This is a genomic window from Streptomyces sp. 4F14 (assembly GCF_048159485.1).
GTDB lineage: Bacteria > Actinomycetota > Actinomycetes > Streptomycetales > Streptomycetaceae > Streptomyces.
This window is the reverse complement of record NZ_JBLRVY010000015.1, coordinates 202,243-227,049: the sequence shown is the minus strand read 5'-3', so window position 1 is coordinate 227,049 and position 24,807 is coordinate 202,243. Positions and strand designations below refer to the sequence as shown.

18 protein-coding genes are annotated in these 24,807 nt (G+C 71.3%); 9 read left to right on the top strand and 9 right to left on the bottom strand.

From position 1 onward, the window contains the following. Nucleotides 1–60 precede the first annotated feature (60 nt). Complete coding sequence (locus ACLZOT_RS26315) at nucleotides 61–564, bottom strand: PaaI family thioesterase (RefSeq protein ID WP_010350078.1); 504 nt, start codon at nucleotides 562–564, stop codon at nucleotides 61–63. Between the two features lie 264 nt (nucleotides 565–828). Further along, a complete protein-coding gene (locus tag ACLZOT_RS26310) occupies nucleotides 829–2,634 on the bottom strand; it encodes an acyl-CoA dehydrogenase family protein (protein ID WP_416971532.1) in 1,806 nt (601 codons plus the stop codon). Between the two features lie 126 nt (nucleotides 2,635–2,760). Between ACLZOT_RS26310 and ACLZOT_RS26305 the strand changes: the two genes are divergently transcribed. After that, nucleotides 2,761–3,570, top strand: a complete 810-nt coding sequence (locus ACLZOT_RS26305; protein WP_416971531.1) for a hypothetical protein — start codon at nucleotides 2,761–2,763, stop codon at nucleotides 3,568–3,570. Between the two features lie 595 nt (nucleotides 3,571–4,165). Here the strand turns inward: ACLZOT_RS26305 and ACLZOT_RS26300 are convergent. Further along, complete coding sequence (locus ACLZOT_RS26300) at nucleotides 4,166–5,365, bottom strand: MFS transporter (RefSeq protein ID WP_416971530.1); 1,200 nt, start codon at nucleotides 5,363–5,365, stop codon at nucleotides 4,166–4,168. A gap of 92 nt (nucleotides 5,366–5,457) precedes the next feature. On the opposite strand from ACLZOT_RS26300, the gene ACLZOT_RS26295 reads away from it, so the two are divergent. The 3 genes from ACLZOT_RS26295 (at nucleotide 5,458) to ACLZOT_RS26285 (ending at nucleotide 7,927) form a co-directional block, all read left to right on the top strand. Further along, nucleotides 5,458–6,414 carry a transcriptional regulator gene (locus ACLZOT_RS26295; RefSeq protein ID WP_416971529.1) on the top strand — a complete coding sequence of 319 codons (957 nt, stop codon included), beginning with the start codon at nucleotides 5,458–5,460 and terminating at the stop codon, nucleotides 6,412–6,414. Between the two features lie 24 nt (nucleotides 6,415–6,438). Beyond that, nucleotides 6,439–6,942, top strand: a complete 504-nt coding sequence (locus ACLZOT_RS26290) for a glutathione peroxidase (protein ID WP_416971528.1) — start codon at nucleotides 6,439–6,441, stop codon at nucleotides 6,940–6,942. A 109-nt stretch (nucleotides 6,943–7,051) separates the two neighbouring features. Further along, complete coding sequence (locus ACLZOT_RS26285) at nucleotides 7,052–7,927, top strand: MerR family transcriptional regulator (RefSeq protein ID WP_416971527.1); 876 nt, start codon at nucleotides 7,052–7,054, stop codon at nucleotides 7,925–7,927. A 125-nt stretch (nucleotides 7,928–8,052) separates the two neighbouring features. Here the strand turns inward: ACLZOT_RS26285 and ACLZOT_RS26280 are convergent, their stop codons facing one another. The 3 genes from ACLZOT_RS26280 to ACLZOT_RS26270 all read right to left on the bottom strand — a co-directional run bounded on the left by ACLZOT_RS26280 (nucleotide 8,053) and on the right by ACLZOT_RS26270 (nucleotide 10,441). Then, nucleotides 8,053–8,241: a DUF397 domain-containing protein gene (locus ACLZOT_RS26280; RefSeq protein ID WP_416971526.1), complete on the bottom strand. Its 189-nt coding sequence runs from the start codon at nucleotides 8,239–8,241 to the stop codon at nucleotides 8,053–8,055. Between the two features lie 163 nt (nucleotides 8,242–8,404). After that, nucleotides 8,405–9,286, bottom strand: coding sequence for a helix-turn-helix domain-containing protein (locus ACLZOT_RS26275; protein WP_416971525.1), 882 nt, complete (start codon nucleotides 9,284–9,286; stop codon nucleotides 8,405–8,407). Between the two features lie 396 nt (nucleotides 9,287–9,682). Further along, complete coding sequence (locus ACLZOT_RS26270) at nucleotides 9,683–10,441, bottom strand: GOLPH3/VPS74 family protein (protein WP_416971524.1); 759 nt, start codon at nucleotides 10,439–10,441, stop codon at nucleotides 9,683–9,685. Nucleotides 10,442–11,869: 1,428 nt separating this feature from the next. Between ACLZOT_RS26270 and ACLZOT_RS26265 the strand changes: the two genes are divergently transcribed. Continuing rightward, nucleotides 11,870–14,308, top strand: a complete 2,439-nt coding sequence (locus ACLZOT_RS26265; protein ID WP_416971550.1) for a D-alanyl-D-alanine carboxypeptidase — start codon at nucleotides 11,870–11,872, stop codon at nucleotides 14,306–14,308. Between the two features lie 179 nt (nucleotides 14,309–14,487). Next, nucleotides 14,488–16,392: an MFS transporter gene (locus ACLZOT_RS26260; protein WP_416971523.1), complete on the top strand. Its 1,905-nt coding sequence runs from the start codon at nucleotides 14,488–14,490 to the stop codon at nucleotides 16,390–16,392. A 48-nt stretch (nucleotides 16,393–16,440) separates the two neighbouring features. Here the strand turns inward: ACLZOT_RS26260 and ACLZOT_RS26255 are convergent, their stop codons facing one another. Further along, complete coding sequence (locus ACLZOT_RS26255; protein ID WP_416971522.1) at nucleotides 16,441–17,310, bottom strand: hypothetical protein; 870 nt, start codon at nucleotides 17,308–17,310, stop codon at nucleotides 16,441–16,443. A 76-nt stretch (nucleotides 17,311–17,386) separates the two neighbouring features. Here ACLZOT_RS26255 and ACLZOT_RS26250 point away from each other — a divergent pair, with 76 nt between their 5' ends. The 3 genes from ACLZOT_RS26250 to ACLZOT_RS26240 all read left to right on the top strand — a co-directional run bounded on the left by ACLZOT_RS26250 (nucleotide 17,387) and on the right by ACLZOT_RS26240 (nucleotide 21,326). Next, a complete protein-coding gene (locus tag ACLZOT_RS26250) occupies nucleotides 17,387–18,175 on the top strand; it encodes an SDR family oxidoreductase (RefSeq protein ID WP_416971521.1) in 789 nt (262 codons plus the stop codon). 233 nt (nucleotides 18,176–18,408) lie between these two features. Further along, entirely contained in the window at nucleotides 18,409–19,965 is a 1,557-nt protein-coding gene (locus tag ACLZOT_RS26245; RefSeq protein WP_416971520.1) for a sodium:solute symporter family protein, read from the top strand. A 227-nt stretch (nucleotides 19,966–20,192) separates the two neighbouring features. Continuing rightward, nucleotides 20,193–21,326 (top strand): ADP-ribosylglycohydrolase family protein, encoded by a 1,134-nt coding sequence (locus ACLZOT_RS26240; RefSeq protein WP_416971549.1) that lies wholly within the window; start codon nucleotides 20,193–20,195, stop codon nucleotides 21,324–21,326. Nucleotides 21,327–21,407: 81 nt separating this feature from the next. Here the strand turns inward: ACLZOT_RS26240 and ACLZOT_RS26235 are convergent, their stop codons facing one another. Both ACLZOT_RS26235 and ACLZOT_RS26230 read right to left on the bottom strand, forming a co-directional pair. Continuing rightward, nucleotides 21,408–21,986, bottom strand: coding sequence for a hypothetical protein (locus ACLZOT_RS26235; protein WP_416971519.1), 579 nt, complete (start codon nucleotides 21,984–21,986; stop codon nucleotides 21,408–21,410). 129 nt (nucleotides 21,987–22,115) lie between these two features. Continuing rightward, nucleotides 22,116–24,701, bottom strand: a complete 2,586-nt coding sequence (locus ACLZOT_RS26230) for a bifunctional FO biosynthesis protein CofGH (RefSeq protein WP_416971518.1) — start codon at nucleotides 24,699–24,701, stop codon at nucleotides 22,116–22,118. Nucleotides 24,702–24,807 lie beyond the last annotated feature (106 nt).

Genomic DNA, 24,807 nt, shown 5'->3' with positions numbered 1-24,807 from the left:
GGACGCCGGGTGAGGCGTGCCTGCGGCTGCGGGAGGCGAGGAGAAAGTGTCGGGGGGGGACTACGCCATCAGGTCCTTCGTGAGGAACAGGGCCGTCGAGTGGGCCAGGAGCGTGCCGTCGGGGGTGGTGACGTCGGCGTGGGCCAGGATGCGCGGGCCCTGGGTCTGGGTCGCCCTGCCCACGCAGGTGATCCGGAAGCTGCCCGCGGGCACCGGCTGGAGCAGGTTCATGCTGAAGTTGCCGGTCACGGCCTTGGTGCCGCGCCGCACGGTCGACAGCGCGGCCAGCGCGCACGCCGTGTCGCACAGGGTCGCGGTGAATCCGCCGTGCGTGAAGCCGGGCCAGCTGCTGTGGCCGTCCGTCGGGGTGGCACTCAGGATCACCCGGCCGCGCTCGGCCATCTGGACCCGGACACCGAGCCCGTCACTGAACGGGAAGAACCCGGTGCCGTGCGCCGCGGACTCCTGGATCGCCTTCAGACCGCTCATACGACGGAGGCGCCGAACGAACGGGCTGTCCGACGCGAGGACGGGCGAGAGGGGCGCGAGTGTGGCGGTAGTCATCGGGAAAACTCCGAGGTCGTAGGGGTGCTGGAAGGCACCCATGCAACAACCCGCGCCGACCTAATCCAAGGGCCGGTTGCCGATCTCGGGTGCACGGGGGCGTGCGGGAACGGCGCGCGAGGCATGTCTGATGATCGTGCTAGGCGCCGCGCGCGCTCCCTGGTTCGGCCGAGTCCCCGCTCACTCTTTTTCCCGGCCGTCATGCCCACCCCGGACCCTGCCGAACCTCACTCTTCGGGTGTCACTGAGTGCCGGTCCCGCGGCTCACTCCCCCGCCGGGTCCAGGGCGCGGGCGTAGTGCGAGACGAAGCCCTCCGGCGCCTCGAAGGGGGTGCCGAGCAGACCCGTCGGCAGCTCGAACGCCTCGGTGAGGGTGCGCAGGTGCGGAGCGAGCCGGTCGTGGAGGCGGTCGGCGACCGCCGGCAGCGGTTCCGTCAGCGCCGGGAAGGGCCCGTCCGGCAGCAAGTCGGCGCCGTGCGCCTGGCATTGGCGTACGGCGAACAGGGTCAGGAGGTCGTCCAGGACCCGGCGGGTCGCGTCGGAGACGGCGTCCGTACGGCGGGCCAGGGCGTCGGCGGCGCGGTACGCGGTGTGCGCCTCGGCCGCCGCGAGCGCCGCGTGCGCGGTGCGGTCCCAGCGGACCTGGGCATCGCCGCCGGACGTCGCGTGGAGGTGGCGGGCCCTACGGTGGAGGTACTCCTCACGTACGGCGAGCCAGCGCAGCCACAGTCCGGGGCTGTCCGCGCCGCAGGGCCGGGCGGGGTCCCAGCGGGTCGTCCCCTTCTCCTCCGGAAGAGCCAGCCGGCGGTACGCGGCGTGCAGGGCGCCCACGTGGCTGTCGCCGTCCGCCGTCGTCACCGCGTCCCTGAGCGCGCGGTACTCCACGACGCGGTTGTGCGCGAACGCGCCCTGCGCGCCCAGCCGGTCGCGGGCCTCGTCGCAGGCGCGGGCGGCGACGGTCGTGACGAAGTACTTCGTGAGAGCTATCTCGTCCGTCACCCCTGAGGCGTACTCGTCGGGGATCCCGGCGAACGCGCAGGCCGCCTCGCGGACGGCGAGCGTCGCGACGTAGGTGTCCGCCAGGGCGTCGAGGAGGCGACCGTGGTGGGAGCGGACGTGGGCGAGGGGGATCCGGCCGCCCGCCTTGCTCTCGATCTCGCGCTGGGAGGCGTGGCGTACGGCGATGGAGAGGGCGGCGCGGGCCGCCGCGGCCGCCATCGCCGCGGCGGCGATCCGGCCGGTGCGGACCCTGCTGATCGCGCGCCAGGTGCGGTTGGTGTCGGGGAGCGGCTCCACGAGTTCGCCCTCGGGCGTGACATGGGTGCCCTCGGGCGAGAGGAGGCAGTCGAGGCCGATACGTACGCCGTCGAAGCGGGTCAGCGCGTTGTCGATGCCGAGGACCGGCTTGTCGGGGAGGCGGCGGACCGTCACTCCGGGCATGACCGTGCCGTCGGGGGCGGTGAGGTGGACCAGGAAGGCGTACGGGCCCCGGTCCTCGCCCCAGAGCCTGAGGCGGGCCAGGACGATGCCGAAGCGGGCGACGCCGGCGAGCGGTGGCGGGGCGGTGCTGGACATGAACTTGACCGCCGTCGAGGACGGGGTGGTGAGCACGAACTCCCGTGTGTCCTGGTCGAATTCGGCGATCGTCTCGACGTTGTTGAGGTCGCTGCCGTGGCCCAGTTCGGTCACCACGTAGCTGCCGACCGCGCGGCCCTCCAGCATGCGGCGGCGGGTGCGTTCGGGTTCGCCGGACAGCGGGGAGTACTCGGTCAACGTGCCCAGCGCCAGGTTGACTTGGACGCTCAGCAGCAGCGCCAGGTGCGGGTCGACCGTCGTCGCCCACTCGTGCAGCGTGACCAACTCGCGGACGTCGAAAGCCGCTTCCATGGGCCGCAGCCGGGGCAGCAGCCGCAGATACCGTTCGTAGGCACGCCGCCCCGGGTCCGTCGGCCTCGCCCGCCAGTCCTGTGCGAACAGGGGCTGGGTGAAGAGCTCTCGGTGGTGGCGGTACGCCTCCTCCTGCCGGTCGGCGGACAGCATGACTGCGATCTCGTCGGACATCGCGTTCATGGGCTCATGGTCAGGGCGGGTGCCGAGTGCGTCAAGTGCCCGTGGAATGCCCGATGTTGCCGGTGAGGAGCGTTGCGCTGGTCGTGCGCCCCGCGGGTGGGCATGTCCGCCCGGCATAATCCAGCCATGTTCACCGGACGGTCCCTGGCGGCCGATGTCCTGGCCGTCGGGGCGCCGTATCCGCTCGCCCTGACGGGTGGCTGCGCGTTGCGTGCGCATGGGGTGGTGGGGTGGTCGCGGGGGGTCGGGGTGGCCACGGAGCATCCGGCGCGGCTGGAGTGGATCGCCTCCCAAGTGGCTGTCGGGTTGGGGGAGTTGGGGTGGGAGGCGCGGGTTGCGGAGAAGGGGCCGCTGTTCGCTCGGCTGGTGGTCGGGGGGTGGGGTGAATCGGAGGTGGGCGGTGGTTTCGGTGGCCTGGCGTCGATCGGTGGCTTCGGTGACCCGGTGGTGGGAGGTGGCTTCGGTGGCCCGGCGTTGACCGGCGACTTCGGTGCCCCGGAAGCGGCTGGCGGCTTCGGTGGTCCGGCGTCGGTCGGTGGTTCCGGTGGCCCGGCGGAGGTCTCCGTCTCCCTCTGCAAGGAGGTCTTCTGCCGGCCTCCCGTGGAGACCCCGTCCGGTCTCGCGCTCGCCCTTCCCGACGCCATGGGGGTCACGGTCCGCGACTTCGTCCGTCGCGGGTACGGCCGCGATCTCGCCCGCGTCGCCGCCGGCGCGGATCTCTGGAGCTGGCCGGAACTGGAGGAACTCGGCCGCAGGCACAGCCGCGACGGCCTGGAACTCCCCGATCTCCAGGGACGGTTGATCCGCTCGGAGTGGCTCGACGACACGGAGTTCACGGGGTGCGCGGACGTGGGGCGGCTGCGGAGGTGGGCGCAGTTGTGGGCGGACGACATCGGGGAGCGGCTGTTGGAGGGGGGTGTGCCGGAGGAGCGGTGAGGGGGTCGGGGGCGAGGGGTCGGGCGGTGATGCTCGCGGTGGCCGGCTGCAAGGGGCGGCGTCCGGACGGTCGCGGCGGCTTTCTGCGGGGCCGGTTACTTGGCGCGGCGGCCGCCTGCGGGCCGGTCCCTGGGTGCGGCCGCTTCCGCCGGGCCTTTCCGCCGCCTCCCCTACGCCGCCCCCGTCGTTCTCCGTGCGCCCGTGGCGAGTTCCCGCAGCCCCTTGAGGCCGATGCACTGGTGCCGAAGGCGAAGCTGCCGGCGAGGATGAGGTCGCCCCGGCTCTCCAGGCCCGTGAGGTGGTGGCTCGGGGTGAGCGGGAGGTGTCCGACTCCCGTGCGCTGCAACTGCTGGCGCAGTTCGTGGAGCGCCAGGACGTCCCGCCCACGAGGCCGAGCGCTCTTCAGGCCGTGGGCCGTGAACGGCTTCCAGAAGCCCCGGTTGTCCCGGCAGCGCCACAGGTCACCGACCTTGCCGAAGGGCCGGCCCGCCGCGAACGCGAGCGACGCCGAGGAGAGGTTCACCAGGAGGTCTCGCAGCGCGCCGCTCATCCAGGAGACTCCGTTCGTTCGCCGGGGGCTCCTGGTTCCTCCTCGTCAGTGCCGGATCCGACGCCCGTTGTCGGCCAGGTGCAGGGCGGCGGTGACGGCGACGGAGATCGCTGCCAGGACGGCCATCGCCCGTGCCGGACCTGCGAGTTGGGCGAGCGATCCTGCTGCCGCCGCCGACAGTCCCTGGAGCGCGAGCATTCCCGAGGAGTGCAACCCGAGGGCATGGCCGCTGAGTTGATCGGGCGTCAGCTCCATCAGCCGTTCCTGCTGGGCGAGGCTCGCGCCGAAGCCGATCGACGCGAGCGCCGCGGCCGTCGCGGTGACCGGGAGCGGCGGGTGGAACGCGAAGACGGCGTAGGGGGCGGCCAGGAGCAGCAGGAGCGGGGTCACCGCCCGGCGCCGTACGGCGGGCCTGAGGACGCGGCCGACGGTCACGTCGCCGATCAGCATGCCGAGCGCCGCGCAGGCGAACAGGGTGCCCGCGGCGCCGGGTTCGTAGGAGACGAAGAGGGATTCGCAGCCCACGACCAGGCCGTTGGGGATCCACAGGCCGAGGTAGGTGAGGCGGCGGGGGCGGGCGGACCACAGCTCGGCGTTGGTGCGCCAGGTCTCCGCCGGGGTGGCGCGGCCGGTGGTGCGGGGCGGGCGTTCGGCGTGGGCGGCTCGGGTGACCGCCGCGGAGGTGACGTACAACAGGGCGGCCAGGGCGAGGACTTGGGGCGGGCTGACGATCGTCAGGAGCAGGCCGGCGGTCGCGTAACCGCCGATCTGCATCAGGCCGTTCATCATGTTGAACAGGGAACGGCCGGTCAGGTAGGCGCCGTTGGGGAGGATCTCGTTGAGCAGGCCCCAGCGGACTCCGCCGCCCAGCGCCGCGACCAGGCCCTGGAGGAGGAGCACGGCGAACACCGCGCCCAGCGGGAGGCCGGGGAGCGCGACGAGGGCCGTCGTCGTCGCGAACGCCAGGGAGAGGGCCGCGAGGGTGGCGCGGGGGCGGAGGCGGTCGGCTCCCGAGAGCAGGAACGTGGCGCCGAGGACCTGGGCCAGGGAGGGGCCGAACATGCTGAGGGCGGAGAGGAGGGGGGAGTTGGTCTCGCGGTACACGTGGGTGCCGAGGGCGAGGCCCGCGAGGGTCTGGGCGGCGACGTGGGCCGCCGAGGAGAGGAAGAGCGGGGTGAACTCGGGGGTCGTGAAGAGGGATCCGTACCCGGTGGCGGGAGCGGTCTCGGTGGTGTCGCCGGTCATGGACGGAGTCTCGGGGCGGCCCGGGCGGGGTGGTTATTGTTTCGCGGGTGCGCGAAAGGTCGTACCGAAGGGCTACCGCTGGGGAGTGACGGGTGGGCTTGTGGCAGGTCAACGCGGACACGCTCGCCCGGAGCCGGTTCGTGGTGTCGCCGCTCGCCGAGACCTTCGCCGCGCTGAAGCTGCTGCACGCCGGGGTGGGGCGGCACCCCGGGGAGAGCCGGTGGCTGGCCGCGCACCTGCCGGTGTACCGGGCACGGCTCGCCGCCGATCCCGTCACCGGGCTGCTCGTGAAGGCGGGGCTCGGGCGGGAGTGGATCGCCGACTTCCTGACGCCTGCACCCCGGGGCGGAGAGGACTTCGCCACCGAGGTACTACGGGTACGGGGTGCGGGGGTCGCCGAGTCCCACGCCCATCTGCGGATGTCCCTTGCCGGAGAGCTGCCTGAGGCACTGGTGCGGGACGACCTGCCGGGCCGGGCCGCCGGCCTCCTGGAGTGGGTGTGGGAGGAGACCGTCCAGCCCTCCTGGGAGCGGCGGCGCCGCGTCCTCGAAGCGGACATCGCGGTACGGCTGGGCCAGGTGAGCCGGGGCGGGTGGGCGGCCGTGCTCGACTCGCTGCGGCCCGGGACCCGTTGGCTCGGCGAGAGCACGTTCCAGGTGAACCGGCACGAGTATCCGCCGCGCGAGATCTCCGGCGCGGAGCTGGTCCTCGTCCCCGTGACCCCGCAGACCGGGTGGGTCTCGTGGGAGGAGTCCTCGCGGTACGCGGTCGTCTATCCCTGCGCGGGGGTACTGGCGCAGGAACGGGAGGTGGAGCGGGCCGGGGCACTGGAGGCGCTGCTCGGGACCGGGCGGGCACGGGTCCTCGTCCTGCTGGAGTACCCCCTGAGTACGACGCAGCTCGTCGCCGTCACCGGGCAGGGGCTCGGGTCGGTCGGGCGGCACCTGCGGGTGCTGTGGGACGCGGGGCTGGTGGAGCGGCGGCGGGTGGGAAGGTCCGTGCTGTACGTGCGGACGGGGCTGGGGGATGCGCTCACCCGCAAGAGGTAACCCCACGGAGTTAGCATCCGAAGCATGACTAACAACGCCACCTCCCCCCTCCAGGTCGAGATCGACGCCCTCAAGGGCGGCTCCGCGGACCTCGGGCAGTACACCGGTCAGGTCGTCCTCGTCGTGAACGTCGCCTCCAAGTGCGGGCTCACCCCCCAGTACACGGGCCTGGAGAAGCTCCAGGAGCGGTACGCGGGCCAGGGCTTCACCGTCCTCGGCGTCCCGTGCAACCAGTTCATGGGCCAGGAGCCCGGCAGCGCCGAGGAGATCGCGGAGTTCTGTTCCGCGACGTACGGCGTGACGTTCCCGATGACCGAGAAGGTCGAGGTGAACGGGGACGAGCGGCACGCGCTGTACGAGCGGCTCGTCGGGTTCGCCGACGCGGAGGGGCACAGCGGCGACATCCGCTGGAACTTCGAGAAGTTCCTCATCGGCCGGGACGGCTCCGTCGTCGCCCGGTTCTCCCCGCAGACCGAGCCGGAGTCGACGGACGTCGTCGGGGCGGTCGAGGCTCAGCTCGCGGGCTGACGTACCCGGGTACGACATACCTCGGTACTCCCTCCCTTGACCTTCCCCCAGGGGCAGACCCGAGCCTCCTCGCACCGGGCGGCCCCGCCCGGTGACGGAGGATGGCGGGATGGACGAGGGACTCATCGGCATCGGCGCCTTCGCGGCACGCTCACGGCTGTCCGCGAAGGCGCTGCGGCTGTACGACCGGCTGGGTCTGCTGACCCCGGCGCACGTCGACGCGGCGAGCGGCTACCGCTACTACCGCGCCGACCAGATCGAACGCGCCCGCCTGGTCGCCCTGTTGCGCCGCCTGGACATGCCGCTCGCCCGGGTCGCCGCGGTCGTCGAGGCGGACGGCGCGCAGGGCGCCGGGCTGCTGGACGCGTACTGGTCCGAGGCAGAGTCCCTGCACGCCGAGCGGCGCGCGCTCGCCGGCTACCTCCGTCGCCGTATGACCGGAAGGAGCCAGGAGATGACTGACCCGTACGAGGCGTTCGCGGTCGAACTCGTGGATGTGCCCGAGCAGTTGCTGATCACCGAGAAGCGGCACGTCCTCGCGGACGAGCTGCCGGTGTGGATCCCGGCCGCGCTGGGCCGGCTGGAGGAGGGGGCGGCGGCCTGCGGGGGTATCGCCGGGCACCCCTTCGTCGCGTACCACGCGGAGTCGTCGATGGAGAGCGACGGTCCCGCCGAGGCGTGCGTACCTGTGGGGGACGAGGACGCGGCGCGCGCCTGGGTCGCCGGGCAGCCCCGTACCCGTCATACCCGTACCCACCGGGAGCCCGCCCGGCGGCTGGCGGTCACGCGAGTCACCAAGGCTCAGGTGGCTCATCCCCAGATACTCGCGGCGTACGAGGCCGTGGAGGCGTGGATGAAGCGGGAGGGGTGGGAGTACGACGGGCCCTGCCGGGAGGTGTACTTCGCGGACTGGGACGCGGCGGGGCCGGACGATCCGGTGTGCGACGTGGCGTTCCCCGTACGGCGGGGGACGGCCCCGGCCTAGGAACGGTCCCCAGGTACTAGTACCGGAGGGCCAGTACTAGTACCTGCCCCGGGCACAAGCCGAGCCCCCTCGGCAAGGACGGCGATACTCGTCGAGAGGGCTCTCGGTGGTGCTTGTTCAGTTGGTTACTTGACCGACTCCACGAAGGCGGTCCACGATCCCGCGTGGACCTTCACCGAGGGCCCGTCCGGAACCTTGGTGTCGCCGACGTCCAGCGCGCGCACATCGGTCGACCTGACCCGCACGCAGGCGCCGTTGTTGTTGGTGTAGGTGGAGGTCGTCCACGCGGGGGTGGCACCGAGAAGAATTGCCATGGCCTCTCCGGTAAGCAGTCGCGTTCGCGCCAACGAAGGTGATCGCTGGCTCGTTCGACGCTACCCACACCCTCCACCGCGCGGGGTGGCCCTTCACCCATTCGGATGACATATTCCGGGAACACCTCATGCGTCGTCGCACGTCCCTATAGGGTGCGGTCTTTCAGTGCGCATATTCCTTCGCGAGGTCCTGGATCATCCTGATCGATTCCTCGGGGTTGAGGGACTGCGCCCTCAGGTGCTCGTACATCAGGGAGTACTTCTGCACCTCGTGCGGCTTCTCCAGGTAGAGGTCGCTCGTGACCCCCTCGATGTAGACCACGCTGGAGTCGGCCAGCTCGGCGAACTCCAGGATGGCGTACTGGCCGTTGATGCCCGTGTGGGAGCCGACTCCGAACGGCAGTACCTGGATGGTGACATGGGGAAGCTTCGCCTGGTCCACCAGGAACTCCAGCTGCTCGCGCATGATCCGCCGCCCCCCGACGACACGGCGCAGGCACGCCTCGTCGAGCACCAGCCACAGCCGGATCGCCTCCTTGAGCTCCCCCGTGACGGAGTTCGTCTGCTCGCCCAGGCGGCCCTGGCGCCGCAACCTGACCTCGACGCGCTTGCCGATCTCCTCCTCCGACGACTCCGGCGCACCGCCCCGGACGACCGCCTCGGCGTACTCGGGGGTCTGCAACAGGCCGGTGACGAGCTGGGGTTCGTACACGCGCAGACTCGACGCGTCGTCCTCCAGGCCGATGTACACGCTGTACGGGACGTCCTTGAACGCGTACCACCAGCCCTGCTGCCGCGACTCGCGCGCCATCTGCATGAGCGACTCGACCATCCGCTCGTCCTCGATCTCGTACACCCCGCACAGATCCCGGACGTCCCGCGGACTGATGCTGCGCCGGCCGTTCTCCAGGCGGCTGATCTTCGACTGTGAGACCAGTAGTCGCTTGGCCACCTGCTCGGCGGTCATGTTCTTGGACTCGCGGAGCTTGCGCAGTTCCAGGCCGAGACGCCGACGACGCACGGTGGGATTGGTGTTGGTCGGCATGTGATGTGCACCTCCGGCTGAATGCCTGTTGATACTTTGCGTATCTGCTGCTGAGCAGACTGCCACCAAGGTGCTTATTACCGCTGGGAAACCCCGGATATGCCAGCGAGGTCCGCAAGTTCGGGGATACTGGTGGATTCCGTGTGTTCAACTCCCCGGCGGGGCGCCTGTTTTCGGACATGCGTCCGCGCGGGGCGGCGGACCGTCTCGCCTTGACCGGCGAAACGGACACACCACCCCGCGCGGTGCGCGCGGCTCCCGAACGGGTCCGGTGAGGTGCGGAGTTACCACTCCCGGGCTACGGCTTCAGAGGTAGTACCCCGGAGCCACTGCCTGAGAGCTACGGCCACCAGGGCGACCGTAGGCGTAGACGTCGCGCGTACGACGGCCCGCGGCTCAGTGGGCCACGACGCGCGCCATGGTGGACCGGCGTGGCTGCGCCGGAACCCCATGGGCCCCTTCCGCGCTCGCCCTGGCGGGTGGCGCGGCCTGGCGGCCGGCCGGTGCCGGGGCGGGCCGGCGCGGCTGGACCGCCACGCCGTTCTGGACGTCCATCACGGCGTGCGCCACGAGGCCGCCCATCGGATCGTGCCTGATCAGGTCCCGTAGCCGGGAGCGCGAGGAACGACCCTCGTTGCCCGGGTACAGGTGCTTGCCGAGGCCGACCGCGTGCGCGAGCGCGGCGAGCGCCGCGGTCCGCGGGTCCGGCGGAACGCCGGTGCGGATCGCGGAGTCCAGCCGGGACCTGATCTCCCGGCTGATCGCGTTGTCCGTCGCCTGGTAGCGAGTCGTCGGCAGCACCCCGCACATCTGGCCGGCCACGGCATGCACCATGCCGCACCGCTCCAGATGCGAGAGGTACGTCTGGCGGAGCCCCAGGCGGGGTCCGCCGATCCAGTGGACCGCGCGGACCGGAGCGCCGCGACGGCGCAGCAGCTCCAGGGCGTGGTCCAGTGTCGGATCACCTGTCGGCCGTGGTGCCACCACGGCGATACGATCCCCGTCAGGGGCTATCCGTCCGGCCAGCGCCAGCTCCACTAGCTGCGCTCCGGCCAGACCGAGGTCGAGCGACTGCGGCTGCGCGGTGGTACCCGTGGTCGGGTCCAACGCCAGCAACAGAAGCTCTTCCGGAAGAGTTCTGCGGCTCCTGCCCATCCATGCCTCCCCGCGTGGATGAAAGACAGGGTGACCCCTCTCACATTCATCTGTCGAGGGTGCGTGACCTGTTTGTAAGGGAACCAGCAGGTATGTCGTTCTCGTCTACCGCAGGGGCCAAGCGCTCCACACAGGACACTGGTAGACGGTTCGGACAGTGCCGAGGCGCCGTCCGGGCGCGGGGTGTTGGTGGCCAGGTACCAGGTACACGGTTCGTTTCGTGGCCGTACGGCAGGGCGTGCGGCATATGAGGAGGCATCGGTGGCGGGCGAGTCCCCCGACAGGTCGAAGCAGCACGAGTCGTCACGACCGACGCAGGGTTCCGGCACGCCGGTTCCCGATCCCCGGATTCCGGCGGGGAACGGGGGCGAGGGGGGTGTGGACCTGGCCACTCGGGTGTTGACGTTGCCGAAGAACGCGGGGGCGACGGACGCCGGGGGCGGGGTGGCGGAGGGTTCCGGGGAGGCCGGGGGTTCCAAGGACTCCGGGGGCTCCGGGGACCGGGAGGGCTCCGAGGGGCGCGAGGCTGCCGGGGCGGCTGAAGGCTCCGGGGAAGTCGAGGGTTCCGAGGGCTCCGGGGAGGCCGGGGAGAACGTGGGTGCGAGCGCCGAGGGTGGTCAGGGCGGCGAAGAGGCTGGAGAGGGACGGGGTGCCGGCGAGGCTCAGGGGGGCGCGGAGGCCGGAGAGGCCGGTGCTGGGGCTGGTTCTGCCGGGGGCGACTCCGGGCGGGCGCGAGGTGCCGAGGGGGTCGGGGAAGGCTCGGGCGATCAGGGTGTTGGGGCCGGGGACGCCGGTGAGGTGACCGGGGGCGCCGGTGACGGTGAGGGTTCCGGGGAGGCTTCGGGGGGTGGTGAGCGCGCCGAGGGTCGCCGGGGTAGCGGGGCTGCGGACTCGGCGGGTACCGAGAGTGGTGACGTCGACGCTGTCGGCGACGGTACCGATCAGGCCAGCCGGTCGGGGGGCCGTGAGCGGGCTGAGGGCGGATCTGAGGGCTCCGGGGAGCCTGAGAGCGGGTCCGGAGAGTCCGGGGGCGTGAAGGGCGCCCTGGGGGCGTCTGGGGGCGCTGAAGGGGGCTCGGAGAGGGCGGAGGCGGCTCGCGACGCGGGGGAAGGCGCGGGCGCGGCGGATTCCGAGGGGTCCGGGGAGGCCGGGGAGGTGCGTACGGCTGCGGACGACGCCGGCGGTGCCGACTCCGGTCGGGGAAGCGGGGGTTCGGGCAGCGGGCGGGGCAACTCGGCTGGGGGTGCGGCGGATTCGTACGTCGGTGACGCGCCGGGCGTGGCAGCCGACGGGGCGATAGTCGACTCGCCCTCGGACGAGGGGGGTTCGGGGGCCGTGGAGGGCAAGTCCTCGTCGGACGAGGGTGGTTCCGGCACCGCTGTGGGGACCTCGCTCGGCGAGGGAACGCCCTCGGCGGATACGGCAGCTATGGACGAGGCAGCTGCGGGCAGCTCGCCTGCGGACGAGGGGGCTTCGGACGAGGCGGCTTCGGACGAGGCGGCTTCGGACGAGGCGGCTTCGGGCAACTCGCCTGCGGACGAGGGGGCTACGGACGAGGCCGCTCCGGACGATGAGGGCGACTCCCAGCCCAAGTCCCCCGCAGACAAGGCCGCTCCGGCGGAGGGCAAGTCCCGGTCCGACAAGGACGCTTCTGACACCCCCGAGGGCACCTCGCCCGGCGAGGGAACGCCCTCTGCGGGCAACTCGCCTGCGGACGAGGTGGCTTCGGACAGGGCGGCTTCGGACGACACCGAGGGCGACGCCAAGCCCAAGTCACCGGCGGACAAGGCCGGTTCGGTCACCGCCGAGGAGTCCCCCACCGACGGTGGCACTGGCACCGACGCCGACGACTCCAACTCGGCCTCCGACCAGCCCGGTTCCGGCGACGCCCGCCCCATCGACCAACCGACCGCGATCTTCAAGGCCGTACGCCCGAAGCCGAACGTCGACCAGCCGACGACGATGCTGAAGCTGGGCGACATGGGCAAGCCCGGCGCCGACGCGAAGACCGCCTCCGGCGAACCGACCGCACCGGAGAAGCCCGGCACGGAGAAGCCGAGCGGCACGGACAAGGCGAACGACACAGGGAAGCCGGGCGCGACCGGGACGACGGGCACAGCCAAAACGGCAGGTGCCGCAGGTGCCGCCTGGACAGTCGGCGCCTCCAAGAAGCCCGGCACCGGCGAGGAACCCGGCGCGGGTGGCGGCGCGGACGCAGACGCGAAGACCGGCGCCCCCAAGCCCCCTGGCGAGACCCCTGGCGCCGCCGCGAAGCCTGGCGCCGCCGCGAAGCCGGGCAGCGTCGAGAAGGCCGGCCCCAGCGAGAAGACCGGACCTGCCGACAAGGCCCGGCCTGTCGGCAAGACCGGCCCTGCCGCGAGGGCGGGCGACACCGGCAAGGCCCCGGCCGGCGGCAAGGCCCCCGGCGACCGCGATGCCGAGCGGACCAGTACCTTCGTCGCGCTGAAGCCCCTCGACGACCCGGCGACGCGTAAACCCCGTAGCTCTCCAGGGGGAGAGTCGACCGCGACCACGGCCGTACCGCAGGTGGGCCCGGAGCGGACGACGCAGCAACCCCTGCCCCCCAAGCCGCCGTTGGACCTGCTGGCGGAGCTGACGAACACGCCCCCGCCGCCGCCCACCCCGATGCGCACCCTCGTGCGCAGGGTGAAGATCTGGACGCCGCTGATCCTCCTGCTGGCGGTCGTGTTCGCGATCGCGCAGCTGGTGCGCCCGCTGCCGAAGCCGGAGTTGGACCTGACGGCGGCGAGTTCGTACACGTTCGAGGGAGCCAAGGCCGAGATCCCGTGGCCCGCGCAGGGCCAGGCGGCGCTGGACGTCCAGGGCGTCGGCACGTTCGGCTCGTCCGGCCAGGAGAAGCCCGTACCGATCGCGAGCGTCGCGAAGGTGATGACGGCGTATCTCATACTCAAGGACCACCCGCTGAAGAGCGGCGACGACGGCCCGAAGATCCCGATCGACCAGGCCGCGCAGGACCAGTCGAACGCGGGCCAGGAGTCGACGGTGAACGTCACGAAGGGCGACTCGATCACCCAACGCGAGGCGCTGGAAAGCATCTTGATCGCGTCGGCGAACAACGTCGCCCGCCTGCTGGCCCGTTGGGACTCCGGTTCGGAGACGGCGTTCGTCGAGAAGATGAACGCCGCCGCCAAGGACCTGGGGATGACGAACACGACGTACACGGACCCCTCGGGCCTGAACGACACGACCGTCTCGACGGCGATCGACCAGGTCAAGCTGGGCAAGGCGGCGATGCAGCAGCCCGTCTTCCGCGAGGTCGCGGCGATGATGTCGTACACGGACTACAAGGGTGAGTACCACTCGAACTGGAACGGCCTGGTCGGCAAGAACAAGGTCGTCGGTATCAAGACGGGTACTACTACCTCAGCGCTGGGCAACCTGATGTTCGCCGCTAAGAAGGAGGTCGGCGGGGAGACCCGGACGATCATCGGCGCGGTCGTCCGGCAGCCCGCGGGCGGACCGGAGAACACGATCCTCAGCGCGGCCCTGGACTCCGGCGACAAACTGATCCGCGCGGCCCAGGAGGTCCTGACCTCGGCGACGATCCTGAAGAAGGGCGCCGTCGTCGGGTACGTCGACGACGGCCTCGGCGGCCGTACCCCCGTGGTAGTCACGCGGGACGTCACCGCGGTCGGCTGGCCCGGCCTGAAGGTGAAGCTCTCCTTCGTCGCGGGTGATCTCCCGCACACCGCGAAGGCGGGTACCCAGGTGGCCACCCTGACCGTCGGGGACGGCGGCGCGGCCAGTGCCGTGAAGGTACCCGTCGCCCTCGAAACCGAGTTGGCCGAGCCCGGCTTCGGTGCCAAGCTGACCCGCGTCGGCTGACCCGACCGACTCCGCAGCCCGCCGACCAGTACCACCCGGTCCTGGTCGGCGGGCTGCGTGCTAGCGTCACGAAACGGACACAACTCGACGGCCGCTCACCCTGTGGCCGTAACCCTGCGGTCTTACGGGAAGCCGATAGGGGACGAGAGAAGAAGACGGGACACGGGGAGTGCCTACAGGTGGCCACTGCGGAGCCGACACGCGACGACACCGGTCCGGGCCGAGGCACCGGCCCGCGAATACGGCTGCCCGCGCCGCACTCCGGCTCCCATGACCGGCTCGACCCCACCGGACCGGCCGGGAGCGCCGGGGTGCCCGGCGTGAAGCCTTCCCTCAAGGCCCGCCTCGACGCCCGTTTCGGCCCCCGCCTCGACCGGCTGCGCACCTGGCTGATGAACCACCTGGTGCTCTCCATGACCGTCCTGTCGGGCGGCCTGCACCTGCTCTGGTTCTTCGCGTTCGCGAACAGCGGCGGCGATCTGGCCGCGCAGGACGCGTGGGCGGAGTTCGTCGGCCGCCACCCGGACTCCGCGTACAACCTCGCCTGGTACGGCGGCATGCACCCGGTGTCGTACAGCGTGATCTCGCCGTATCTGATGTCGGTGCTCGGCGTGCGGACGACGATGATGATCGCCGGGACGCTCTCGGCGGGCCTGCTGACGCTGGTCCTGCTGCGCTCGCGGCCGGTGAAGAACCCGGTGCTGCCCGCGCTGATCGGCGTGATCGCGCTGCTGTGCAACGCGGCGAGCGGCCGTGTCACCTTCGGCCTCGGCAACATGTTCGCGCTGGGCGCGGTGGCCGCCGTCTTCTGCTGGCCGCACAGGTGGCGGTACAAGCGGTGGGCGAAGGCGCTGGTCGCGGCGCCGCTGGCCGCGCTCGCGACGATGTCGTCCCCGGTCGCGGGCCTGTTCGTCGGCCTGGTCGCGGTCGCCCTGTTTTTGCAGAAGCGACGCCCGGGTGCGTGGGCGCTGGGCATCGCGCCGGCCGTCGTCGTCGGCGTGTCGGCGTGGCTGTTCCCGTTCTCCGGGACACAGCCGATGTCGATCGGCTCCGCGTCGCTGCCGTTCATCTACTCGGTGATCGTCCTCTTCGCCGTGCCGAAGGACTGGAAGACGGTCCGGATCACGGCGGCGGTGTACGGGCTGTTCGTGCTCGGCGTGTGGATCGTCAGCTCGCAGATCGGCTCCAACATCACCCGGCTCGCGATGCTGTTCGGCGGGGTCGTGGTGGCGTGCGCGCTGCCGTTCGCGGTGCCGCGCAGCCGTAAGTGGTACGCGCTGGTGATCGCGACGGTCGGGTTCGTGGTGTGGGTCGGCTTCAAGTCGGTCGACGACATCGTCCGGACGACCCCGGCCGCCTCCTGGGCGCGCGAGCTGGCGCCGCTGGTGAACGAGTTGCAGCAGGTCGGCGCCGGGAAGGGCCGGGTGGAGGTAGTACCCGCGCGCTCGCACCGCGAGGCGTCGGCGCTCGCGCCGTACGTGAACCTCGCGCGCGGGTGGAACCGGCAGGCCGACATGAAGCGCAACCCGCTCTTCTACGACGACACCCTCAACTCCGCGAACTACCACGAATGGCTCAAGCGGTGGGCCGTGCACTTCGTCGTCGTACCCAAGGACGCCCCGGACGGGGACGGCGCGGAGCGCGAGCGCGAGTTGGTGCAGCGGGGTCTGCCCTACCTGAAGCAGATCTGGGGCGACGCCAACTGGCAGCTCTTCCGGGTCAACGACCCGGCGCCGCTCGCCGAGCCCGACGCCGTGGTCCAGCGGGCCGAGCAGGGCGAGATGACGATCGACGTGAAGCGGGCCGGGCGGGTCCTGGTCAAGATCCCCTACTCCCCCTGGCTGAGCATCGTCGACGCCGAGGGCAAGAGCCTCAAGGCCCCCCAGGAGACCGAAGCCTCCAAGCACCGCGAGGAGGGGGAGCCGAAGGTCTACGAGAACCTCCACGGGTGCCTCTTCGAGACGGAGGAGGACGCGGAGGGGGACAAGTGGACGATGCTGGTCGCGCCCACGGCGGGGATCTACCGGCTGGCGGCGCCGTACCAGTTGCCCCGGGGGACGCCGTGTCCGGACGAGCTCAAGTAGTACCTGAGAGGGGTACTAGTACCTGAGGTCGGTACCAGTACCCGAGGGCTACCGCAGCTCCGCCACGTAGCGGTCGGTCCCCGGGATCGTCGGGATGAAGGGGGCCACCAGCTCCACCCGCCCCAGACCGGATTCCGTGACGGGGGTGTCGAGGTCGGCGTAGTGGTCCTGCCAGACGTCCCGGGGGTCCTGTTCGAGGAACCACAGGAGGGTCAGGCGGGTGTCGGTGCCCTTCACCTGCTTCACGTACGACATGCGGTCGACGGGCAGGGGGGTGGGCCGGAAGACCGTCACCAGCGCGGCGGGGGACGATCTCAGGGCGCGCGGGAGGTGGCGGGTGCGCAGCCAGTGGAGGAGGCCGGCGCGGCCCTCGGGGGTCTCGGCGTCGATCACCTCCAGGATCAGCCCCTGGTAGGGGTGGTCCAGGGCGTGGAAGTCGCGGGGGCCGGCCGCGCCGTCGCGGTAGACCGTCGTCTCGTGGTCCTGGAACGCCGTGAAGACGTGGGTGCGGTCCTGGTAGACGCGGGCGTCGTGGTTGAGGCGGCGGTTGATGGAGACCGTCCAGCGCATGTGCTCGGCGTAGCGGCCCTCGGTGATCCAGTAGGTGGAGAGGTAGCAGCCCTGGCCGACGGGCTGGGCGATCGCCGACTTCTCGGGGTAGCGCAGGAGTTGGAGGTCCCGGGTGGCGACCCAGCGGCGGCCCGCGTACATCCAGGGCATCGCCATCGCGCCGGCGTAGTAGTGGTCGTCCTCGTACCAGCGGTTGTAGGCGTACTCGTGGCCGGGGTGCGGTTCGACCATGGTGATCAGGGCGTGGCCGGGGTGGACGCCGTAGGGGCCCACGGATGCCAGCTCGGCGTACCGGGCGCCGGTCTCGGCCTCGCCGGGAGTGGTCTTGCCGGTGCTGTCCTCGCTCATGTGCGTTCCCCTTTCCTGCGCGCTCGCCCATACTCTGACGGTCCGTCAGACAATGCGGAAGTCTCAGGGAGGGCCCATGTCTCTGCTCCCCGGCAGGACCGTCGTCGTCTCCGGAGTCGGCGCGGGCCTGGGTCACCAGGTCGCGGCGGCCGTCGTACGGGAAGGGGGCAACGCGGTCCTGGGTGCGCGGACCGAAGATCGACTCGCCAAGTCCGCGCGGGACATCGATCCCGGTGGGGCGCACACCGCGTTCCTGTCCACCGACATCACCGACGAGCAACAGTGCGGCGCGCTCGCCGAGTTGGCGGTGTCGCGGTTCGGGGGGATCGACGCCGTCGTCCAGGTCGCCGCCTGGGACTCCTACTTCGGGGGTGTCGAGGACGCCGACTTCGAGACCTGGCGGTCCGTCATGGACGTGAATCTGCTGGGGACGCTGCGGATGACGCGGGCCTGCCTGCCCGCACTGAAGGAGGGGGGCGGGGGCGCGGTCGTGTTCATCGGGACGCAGTCCGCCGTGGCGGCGCCGTCACAGGTGAAGCAGGCGGCGTACGCGGCGTCCAAGGGGGCGCTGACGAGCGTGATGTACTCGCTGGCAAGGGAGTTGGGGCCGTACCGGGTGCGGGTGAACACCGTGCTGCCGGGGTGGATGTGGGGGCCGCCGGTCGAGGCGTACGTGCGGTTCACGGCGCAGACGGAGGGGGTACCCGAGAGTGAGGTGCTGGGGCGGCTCTCGGGGCGGATGGCGTTGCCGGAGCTGGCGACGGACGGGGACGTGGCGGACGCGGCGGTGTTCCTGGCGTCGTCGCGGGCGCGGGCGATCACGGGGCAGTCGCTGCTGGTGAACGCGGGGGAGCTGATGCGCTGAGCGGGTCCTCACCGGCCGGTCGGCCCGCACTTCGGCGGCGTGTTCGACGCTGCGTTCGACGGTGAATTCGGCGTTCACGTACAGGAATCGAAGTCATCTCGCCGAACGATTTTACTCCTCCTTGACCATCCCTGCGCTTGCCGTGAGCACACCATCACACCCAGAGTTCACATGCCTGCCCTGCCTGTCTGCTGCGAACCCCCACGTTGACGGCGAACCCTGGAAGGGGGCACATGAACGGTCTCGACTGGGCCGTGCTCATCGGCTACTTCGGTGTGATGGTCGCCATCGGAGTCTGGTCGCACAAACGGGTCGACGACGTCAGCGACTTCTTCACCGCGGGCGGCAAGATGCCGTGGTGGCTCTCCGGTATCTCCCACCACATGTCGGGCTACAGCGCGGTGATGTTCACCGGGTACGCCGGCATCGCCTACACCTACGGGGTGACCTCCTTCGTCACCTGGTCCTTCCCGATCGCCCTCGGGATCGCGATCGGCTCGAAGCTGTTCGCGCCGCGCATCAACCGGCTGCGCTCCCGCCTCCACGTCGCCTCCCCGCTGGAGTACCTGAAGAACCGGTACGACCTCAAGACGCAGCAAGCACTCGCCTGGTCGGGCATGCTGCTGAAGATCGTGGACGTCGGCGCCAAGTGGGCGGCCATCGCGACCCTGTTGTCGGTGTTCACCGGCATCTCGCTGAACCAGGGCATCCTCATCACCGGCACGATCACCGCCGTGTACTGCACGATCGGCGGCCTGTGGGCCGACGCGCTCACGGAGTTGGGGCAGTTCGTCATCCAACTCCTCGCCGGTGTCGCGATGTTCATCGCCGTCATCGTCGAACTCAACGACAGGAACATCGGGTTCCTCGGCGCCTGGGACGAACCCGCGCTCCAGGGCCACGGCAAGCCGCTCGTCGGGCCGTACGGCACGGTGTTCCTGCTCGCGTTCCTCTTCATCAAGCTGTTCGAGTACAACGGCGGCATGCTCAACCAGGCCCAGCGGTACATGGCCACGCCCACCCCGAAGGAGGCCGAGCGCTCGGCGCGGCTGTCGGCGCTGCTGTGGCTGGTCTGGCCGGTCGTGCTGTTCTTCCCGATGTGGATGTCGCCGCTGCTGGTCGAGTCGAAGAAGCCGGACGGCTCCGACTCCTACGGCCTGATGACCGAACAGCTCCTGCCGCACGGCCTGTTGGGGCTCGTCATCGTCGGCTTCTTCTCCCACACGATGGCGATGTGCTCCTCCGACGCCAACGCGATCGCCGCCGTGTTCACCCGGGACTGCGCGCCGGTCATCTGGAAACGGGCCCGAACCTGGAACCAGGAACAGGGACTTCGCGTCGCGCGCATCGCCACCGTCGTCTTCCTCGGCCTCTCGATGGCCGCGGCGACCCAGGTCAACTCCCCCGCGTTCAAGGACATCATCACCGTCGTCATCAAGTGGGTCGCCGGTCTGATGGGGCCGATGGCCATCCCGATGATGCTCGGGCTGCTGCGGCCGTTCCGCCGCTCCGGTCCGACGGCGGCGCTGACCAGCTGGTCGATGGGGCTGCTGGCGTTCTGGCTCGTCAACTACCCGATCAACTGGAACGTCGACGGCGGCGTACCTCTCCAGTATCAGGTGTCGGTCCCCCTCGCGGTCTCGCTCGTCCTCTACATCGTCATCGGGTTCATCCGGCCCGAGGACACCCCCGGCCGGCTCGCGATCATCGAGAAGATCAACTCGGACGACGACGCGGCGGCGGCCGTCGTACCCGACCAGCGGGATTCGGTGCCCGCACCGCGCACCTGACCTCCGCACCGCCCCCGGAACCGGGCCCCGCTGCTCACGGGGCCCGGTTCCGGCGTGTGGAAGACCGTGCCGGACCAGTGCGCAGAAACAGTGAGAGGACGGCCGAAAACCTTTGCGCTTCGGGCACAGGGGGCATACCGAGCAGCCCCTCAACTCCCCGTCCCCGTTCGATTACAGTGGCGAATCGTGTCGTACGGACGGCGGACGGTGTCGCGGGAGGCTTGGTGGTGGGTACGGCGGCCGGGCCCATCTGGGGCCGTACGGAGCAGCAGGACTTCCGTAGCCGGGTACGCGGCACCCTGCTGGGCGGCGCCCTCGGGGACGCCCTGGGCGCCCCGGTGGACCGGGCCTCCGGGGAGGACATACTCCAGACGTACGGGGTGGAGGGCGTCGTCGACCTGGTCCCCGCGTACGGGCGGCGCGGCGCGATCACCCATCTCACCCAGCTCACCCTGTTCACGGTCGACGGCCTGATCCGCGCCCAGGTCCGCCGCGACACCGGCGCCTGGCATCCCCCCACAGACCTACATCGCGCGTATCTGCGCTGGGCGGCCACCCAGCGCGACTGGGGTCCCGACCTACGCCGCAAGGACGACGGCTGGCTGGCCCGAGAGGAGTGGCTGTACGCCCGCCGCGACCCGACGCGCGCGCTGCTGCTCGGCCTCGGGGACGACCGGATGGGCACCCTCGAATCGCCGAAGAACCCGGCGGCGGACGGCCCGGAGGCGCTCGGCCGCTCGGCGCCGTTCGGTCTGCTGGTCGGCTGGGAGCCGCAGCTGGTGGCGCAGCTCGCGGTGGAGTGCGCGGCGCAGACCCACGGCCATCCGGCGGCCTACCTCGCGGCGGGCGCGTACGCGGTCGTCGTCCACGCGCTGGCCAGGGGCGACAGTCTCGACAGCGCGGTGCAGCGGGCGCTGTCCCACCTGTCGGCGCGGCCCGGCCACGAGCCGGTGTCGGAGGCGCTGCAACGGGGGCTCGGCGCGGTGAGGCAGGGGCTGCCGACGCCCGTGCGGGTCGAGGAACTCGCCGGTGGCGGCAGCGCGCCCGAGCTGCTGTCCGCCGCCGTGTACTGCGCGCTCGTCGCCGAGGACGTCCGGCACGGGCTGCGGCTCGCCGTCAACCACGGCGCCCCCTCCGCCGCGACGGCCTCCCTCGCGGGGTCGCTCCTCGGCGCGCTGCACGGGGAGACGGCGCTGCCCCCGGCGTGGCTCGCGGAGCTGGAGGGGCGGCCGACGCTGCTGGAGATCGCCGACGACTTCGCGATGGAGATGACGCAGGGGCCGGCGCTGCACAACCCGGCGGGGGCGGCGCCGGGGTGGCTGGCCCGGTACCCGAGAGGTAGCGGGGTAGAGCTGGGGTAGGGGGTGGAGCCGGGGTGGAGGGCGGGCGGCGCCGCAGCGGCCGCCGTACGTCTCGGGTACTACCCGGGTACTACCCGACTGCTACTCGACGACCCTGACCCTGGTCTCCGTCGCCCCGAACGCCCACAGCGCCGCGCCGTCCTCCTTGTGGAGGCGGATGCCGCCGGTCTGTGTGCCGGCGGGGGCGGGCGGCGGGGAGGAGCCGTCGACGGCGTTGGAGAAGGCGATGTTGATGCCGGACTTCACCGTGAAGTAGACGACGTGCTCGACGGCGACCCCGTCGGAGCCGGTGGTCGCGGGCGTGCGCACGGAGATCGTGTACGTCCCCGGGGCGGGGTCGACCGTGCCGGGCCAGACGTCGAAGGTGCGGCGGGACCGGTCGTCCGCGTCGACCAGCCAGACCCGGTCCGCGGAGAGCGAGTAGACGATACGACGCCCCGTGCCCGACTTGGCGGGTAGTCCCGGGGTACTGGGCGTGGACGCCTCCGGAGCCACCGACTGCCGGGGCTTGGCCGTCGGCTTGGAGCTGGCGGCGGCCGTCGGGTGAGGGTGCACGCCGTTGTCCGCCTCGATCGCCAGGAAGCCCACGCCGACGATCGCCCCGGCCGTCAGACCGGTGACCCAGACCCACGAGGGAAGCCGCAGGGCAGGCACGGGCACGCAACTCCTCAGTATCCGACCCCCGCACCTCGGGGGTCGGATCATCCTACTGTGGAGCGCCTGTCCGCCGGGCCGGTACCGGTCCCTCCCAGGTACCGTTCCAAGATCGCGACCGGCGCTCCACCAGGGTCAGTCGAGGACCGGCAGCAGCTCCGGGAGGTGCCCGTCGGACGCCTGGGCCGCCCGCTGCCGCTCGGCCGGGACCTCGCCGTACAGCGTCGTACGCGGCTTCGCCGGACGCCCCGCCGCCTCGGCGACGGCGATCAGGTCACGGACCGACTTGTACGAGCCGTACGACGAGCCCGCCATCCGCGAGATGGTCTCCTCCATCAGCGTGCCGCCGAGGTCGTTGGCGCCGGAGCGCAGCATCTCGGCGGCGCCCTCGGTGCCCAGCTTCACCCAGCTGGTCTGGATGTTGGGGATCCACGGGTGCAGCAGGAGCCGGGCCATCGCCGTCACCGCGCGGTTGTCCCGGATCGTCGGACCGGGCCGCGAGATGCCCGCCAGGTACACGGGCGCGTTGGTGTGGATGAACGGCAGCGTCACGAACTCCGTGAATCCGCCGGTGCGTTGCTGGATCCCGGCGAGCGTGCGGAGGTGGCCGAGCCAGTGGCGCGGCTGGTCGACGTGGCCGTACATCATCGTCGAGGACGTCCGGATGCCCAACTCGTGGGCGGTGGTGACGACTTCGATCCAGGTCGCGGCCGGGAGCTTGCCCTTGGTGAGGATCCAGCGGACCTCGTCGTCGAGGATCTCGGCGGCCGTGCCGGGGAGCGTGTCAAGTCCCGCCTCCTTGGCCCGAGTCAGCCACTCGCGGATCGAAAGCCCGGTGCGTGTCGCGCCGTTGACGACCTCCATCGGCGAGAAGGCGTGGACGTGCATGCCCGGGACTCGCTCTTTGACCGCCTTGGCGATGTCGAAGTAGGCGGTGCCCGGCAGGTCGGGGTGGATGCCGCCCTGCATGCAGACCTCAACGGCCCCGAGATCCCACGCCTGTTGGGCGCGGTCGGCGACCTGGTCCAGGGAGAGGGTGTAGGCGTCGGCGTCCGTGCGGCGCTGGGCGAACGCGCAGAAACGGCAGCCGGTGTAGCAGACGTTGGTGAAGTTGATGTTCCGGGTGACGATGTACGTGACGTCGTCGCCGACCGCCGACTTCCGTACGTCGTCGGCGATCTGGGTCAGCGCGTCCAGCGCGGGGCCGTCCGCGTGGAAGAGCGCCAGCGCCTGCGCGTCGGTCAGCTTCGTCGGGTCGTCGGCCGCCGTCGCCAGGGCCTGGCGTACGTCGGTGTCGATGCGCTCGGGGACCATGCCGGGGGCGGCGGCCTCGCGGAGTTCGGACCAGTCGCCGTACACCTCGTCGAAGTCCTCGCGGCGGTCGGACGTACGGCCCTCGGTGTCGATCGTGCGGTGCAGGTCCGTGCGGCCGGTGGCCTCGAAGACCTCCTCGGGCTCCTGCCAGGGGCGGCCCTCGACGACGGCGTCCGGGACCGCGAGGCCGGTGGCGGGGTCGGCGAGCGCGCGGACGTGCGGGAGGAGGCGGGGGTCGAGCCAGGGCTCGCCTCGGGTGACGAACTCCGGGTAGACGCACAGGCGTTCACGCAAGGAGAAGCCGGCCGCCTCGGAGCGGCGGGTCAACTCCTCGATCTGCGGCCAGGGTCGCTCGGGGTTGACGTGGTCGATGGTGAGCGGGGAGACGCCGCCCCAGTCGTCGATGCCGGCGCCGATGAGGCGCTCGTACTCGCCGTCGACCAGGTTCGGCGGGGCCTGGATGTTCGCGGAGGGGCCGAGGATCAGGCGGGACACCGCCACCGCCGCGACCAGTTCGTCGAGTTCGGCGTCCGGCATGCCGCGCATCGCCGTGTCCGGCTTGGCGCGGAAGTTCTGGATGATGAGTTCCTGGATGCCGTGGTGCGCGCGGGAGACCTTGCGCAGCGCGAAGAGGGACTCGGCGCGCTCCTCGTACGTCTCGCCGATGCCGATCAGCAGACCCGAGGTGAAGGGCACGGAGGAGCGGCCGGCGTCCTCCAACACCCTTAGCCTGACGGCCGGTTCCTTGTCCGGGGAGCCGTAGTGGGGGCCGCCGGGCTCGGACCACAGGCGGGTGGCCGTCGTCTCCAGCATCATGCCCATGCTCGGCGCGACCGGCTTGAGGCGCTGGAGGTCGGTCCAGGACATCACGCCGGGGTTGAGGTGCGGGAGCAGGCCGGTCTCCTCCAGGATGCGGATGGAGATGGCTCTCACGTAGGCGATGGTGTCGTCGTACCCGTGCGCGTCGAGCCACTCGCGCGCCTCGGGCCAGCGGTCCTCCGGCTTGTCGCCCAGGGTGATGAGGGCTTCCTTGCAGCCGAGGGAGGCACCCTTGCGAGCTACGTCGAGTACCTCGTCGGGGGACATGAACATGCCGTGGCCGGCACGGCGGAGTTTGCCCGGCACCGTGACGAAGGTGCAGTAGTGACACTTGTCGCGGCACAGGCGGGTCAGGGGGATGAAGACGCTCTTGGAGTACGTGATGACGCCGGGGCGGCCGGCCGCCGCGAGGCCCGCGTCCCGCACGCGTGCGGCACTCGCCGTGAGGTCGTCGAGAGCCTCGCCGCGCGCCTGGAGCAGCACAGCCGTCTCGGACACGTCGAGGGCGACGCCGTCCCGGGCGCGTTTGAGGGCGCGACGCATGGAGTTCTCGGTGGGGCCGGTTCCCGAGGTCGCGGAAGTCGTCATCCTTTGAGCATACGTTCGAGGTCATGGGAGGTGCGGGGGTGCTCGGTGGGGAGTGGGGGCGGGCGTGCACCTCTGGTCCTGTCGCTCTTGAGTACTAGTACCCAGG

Coding starts and splice junctions, on each gene's coding strand:
- ACLZOT_RS26250 (WP_416971521.1), top strand. CDS start 17,387: ATGTCTCTGCTCCCCGGCAGGACCGTCGTCGTCTCCGGAGTCGGCGCG.
- ACLZOT_RS26270 (WP_416971524.1), bottom strand. CDS start 10,441: ATGGGCAGGAGCCGCAGAACTCTTCCGGAAGAGCTTCTGTTGCTGGCG.
- ACLZOT_RS26265 (WP_416971550.1), top strand. CDS start 11,870: ATGGACGAGGCAGCTGCGGGCAGCTCGCCTGCGGACGAGGGGGCTTCG.
- ACLZOT_RS26300 (WP_416971530.1), bottom strand. CDS start 5,365: ATGACCGGCGACACCACCGAGACCGCTCCCGCCACCGGGTACGGATCC.
- ACLZOT_RS26285 (WP_416971527.1), top strand. CDS start 7,052: ATGGACGAGGGACTCATCGGCATCGGCGCCTTCGCGGCACGCTCACGG.
- ACLZOT_RS26290 (WP_416971528.1), top strand. CDS start 6,439: ATGACTAACAACGCCACCTCCCCCCTCCAGGTCGAGATCGACGCCCTC.
- ACLZOT_RS26315 (WP_010350078.1), bottom strand. CDS start 564: ATGACTACCGCCACACTCGCGCCCCTCTCGCCCGTCCTCGCGTCGGAC.
- ACLZOT_RS26280 (WP_416971526.1), bottom strand. CDS start 8,241: ATGGCAATTCTTCTCGGTGCCACCCCCGCGTGGACGACCTCCACCTAC.
- ACLZOT_RS26275 (WP_416971525.1), bottom strand. CDS start 9,286: ATGCCGACCAACACCAATCCCACCGTGCGTCGTCGGCGTCTCGGCCTG.
- ACLZOT_RS26245 (WP_416971520.1), top strand. CDS start 18,409: ATGAACGGTCTCGACTGGGCCGTGCTCATCGGCTACTTCGGTGTGATG.
- ACLZOT_RS26255 (WP_416971522.1), bottom strand. CDS start 17,310: ATGAGCGAGGACAGCACCGGCAAGACCACTCCCGGCGAGGCCGAGACC.
- ACLZOT_RS26305 (WP_416971531.1), top strand. CDS start 2,761: ATGTTCACCGGACGGTCCCTGGCGGCCGATGTCCTGGCCGTCGGGGCG.
- ACLZOT_RS26310 (WP_416971532.1), bottom strand. CDS start 2,634: ATGAACGCGATGTCCGACGAGATCGCAGTCATGCTGTCCGCCGACCGG.
- ACLZOT_RS26230 (WP_416971518.1), bottom strand. CDS start 24,701: ATGACGACTTCCGCGACCTCGGGAACCGGCCCCACCGAGAACTCCATG.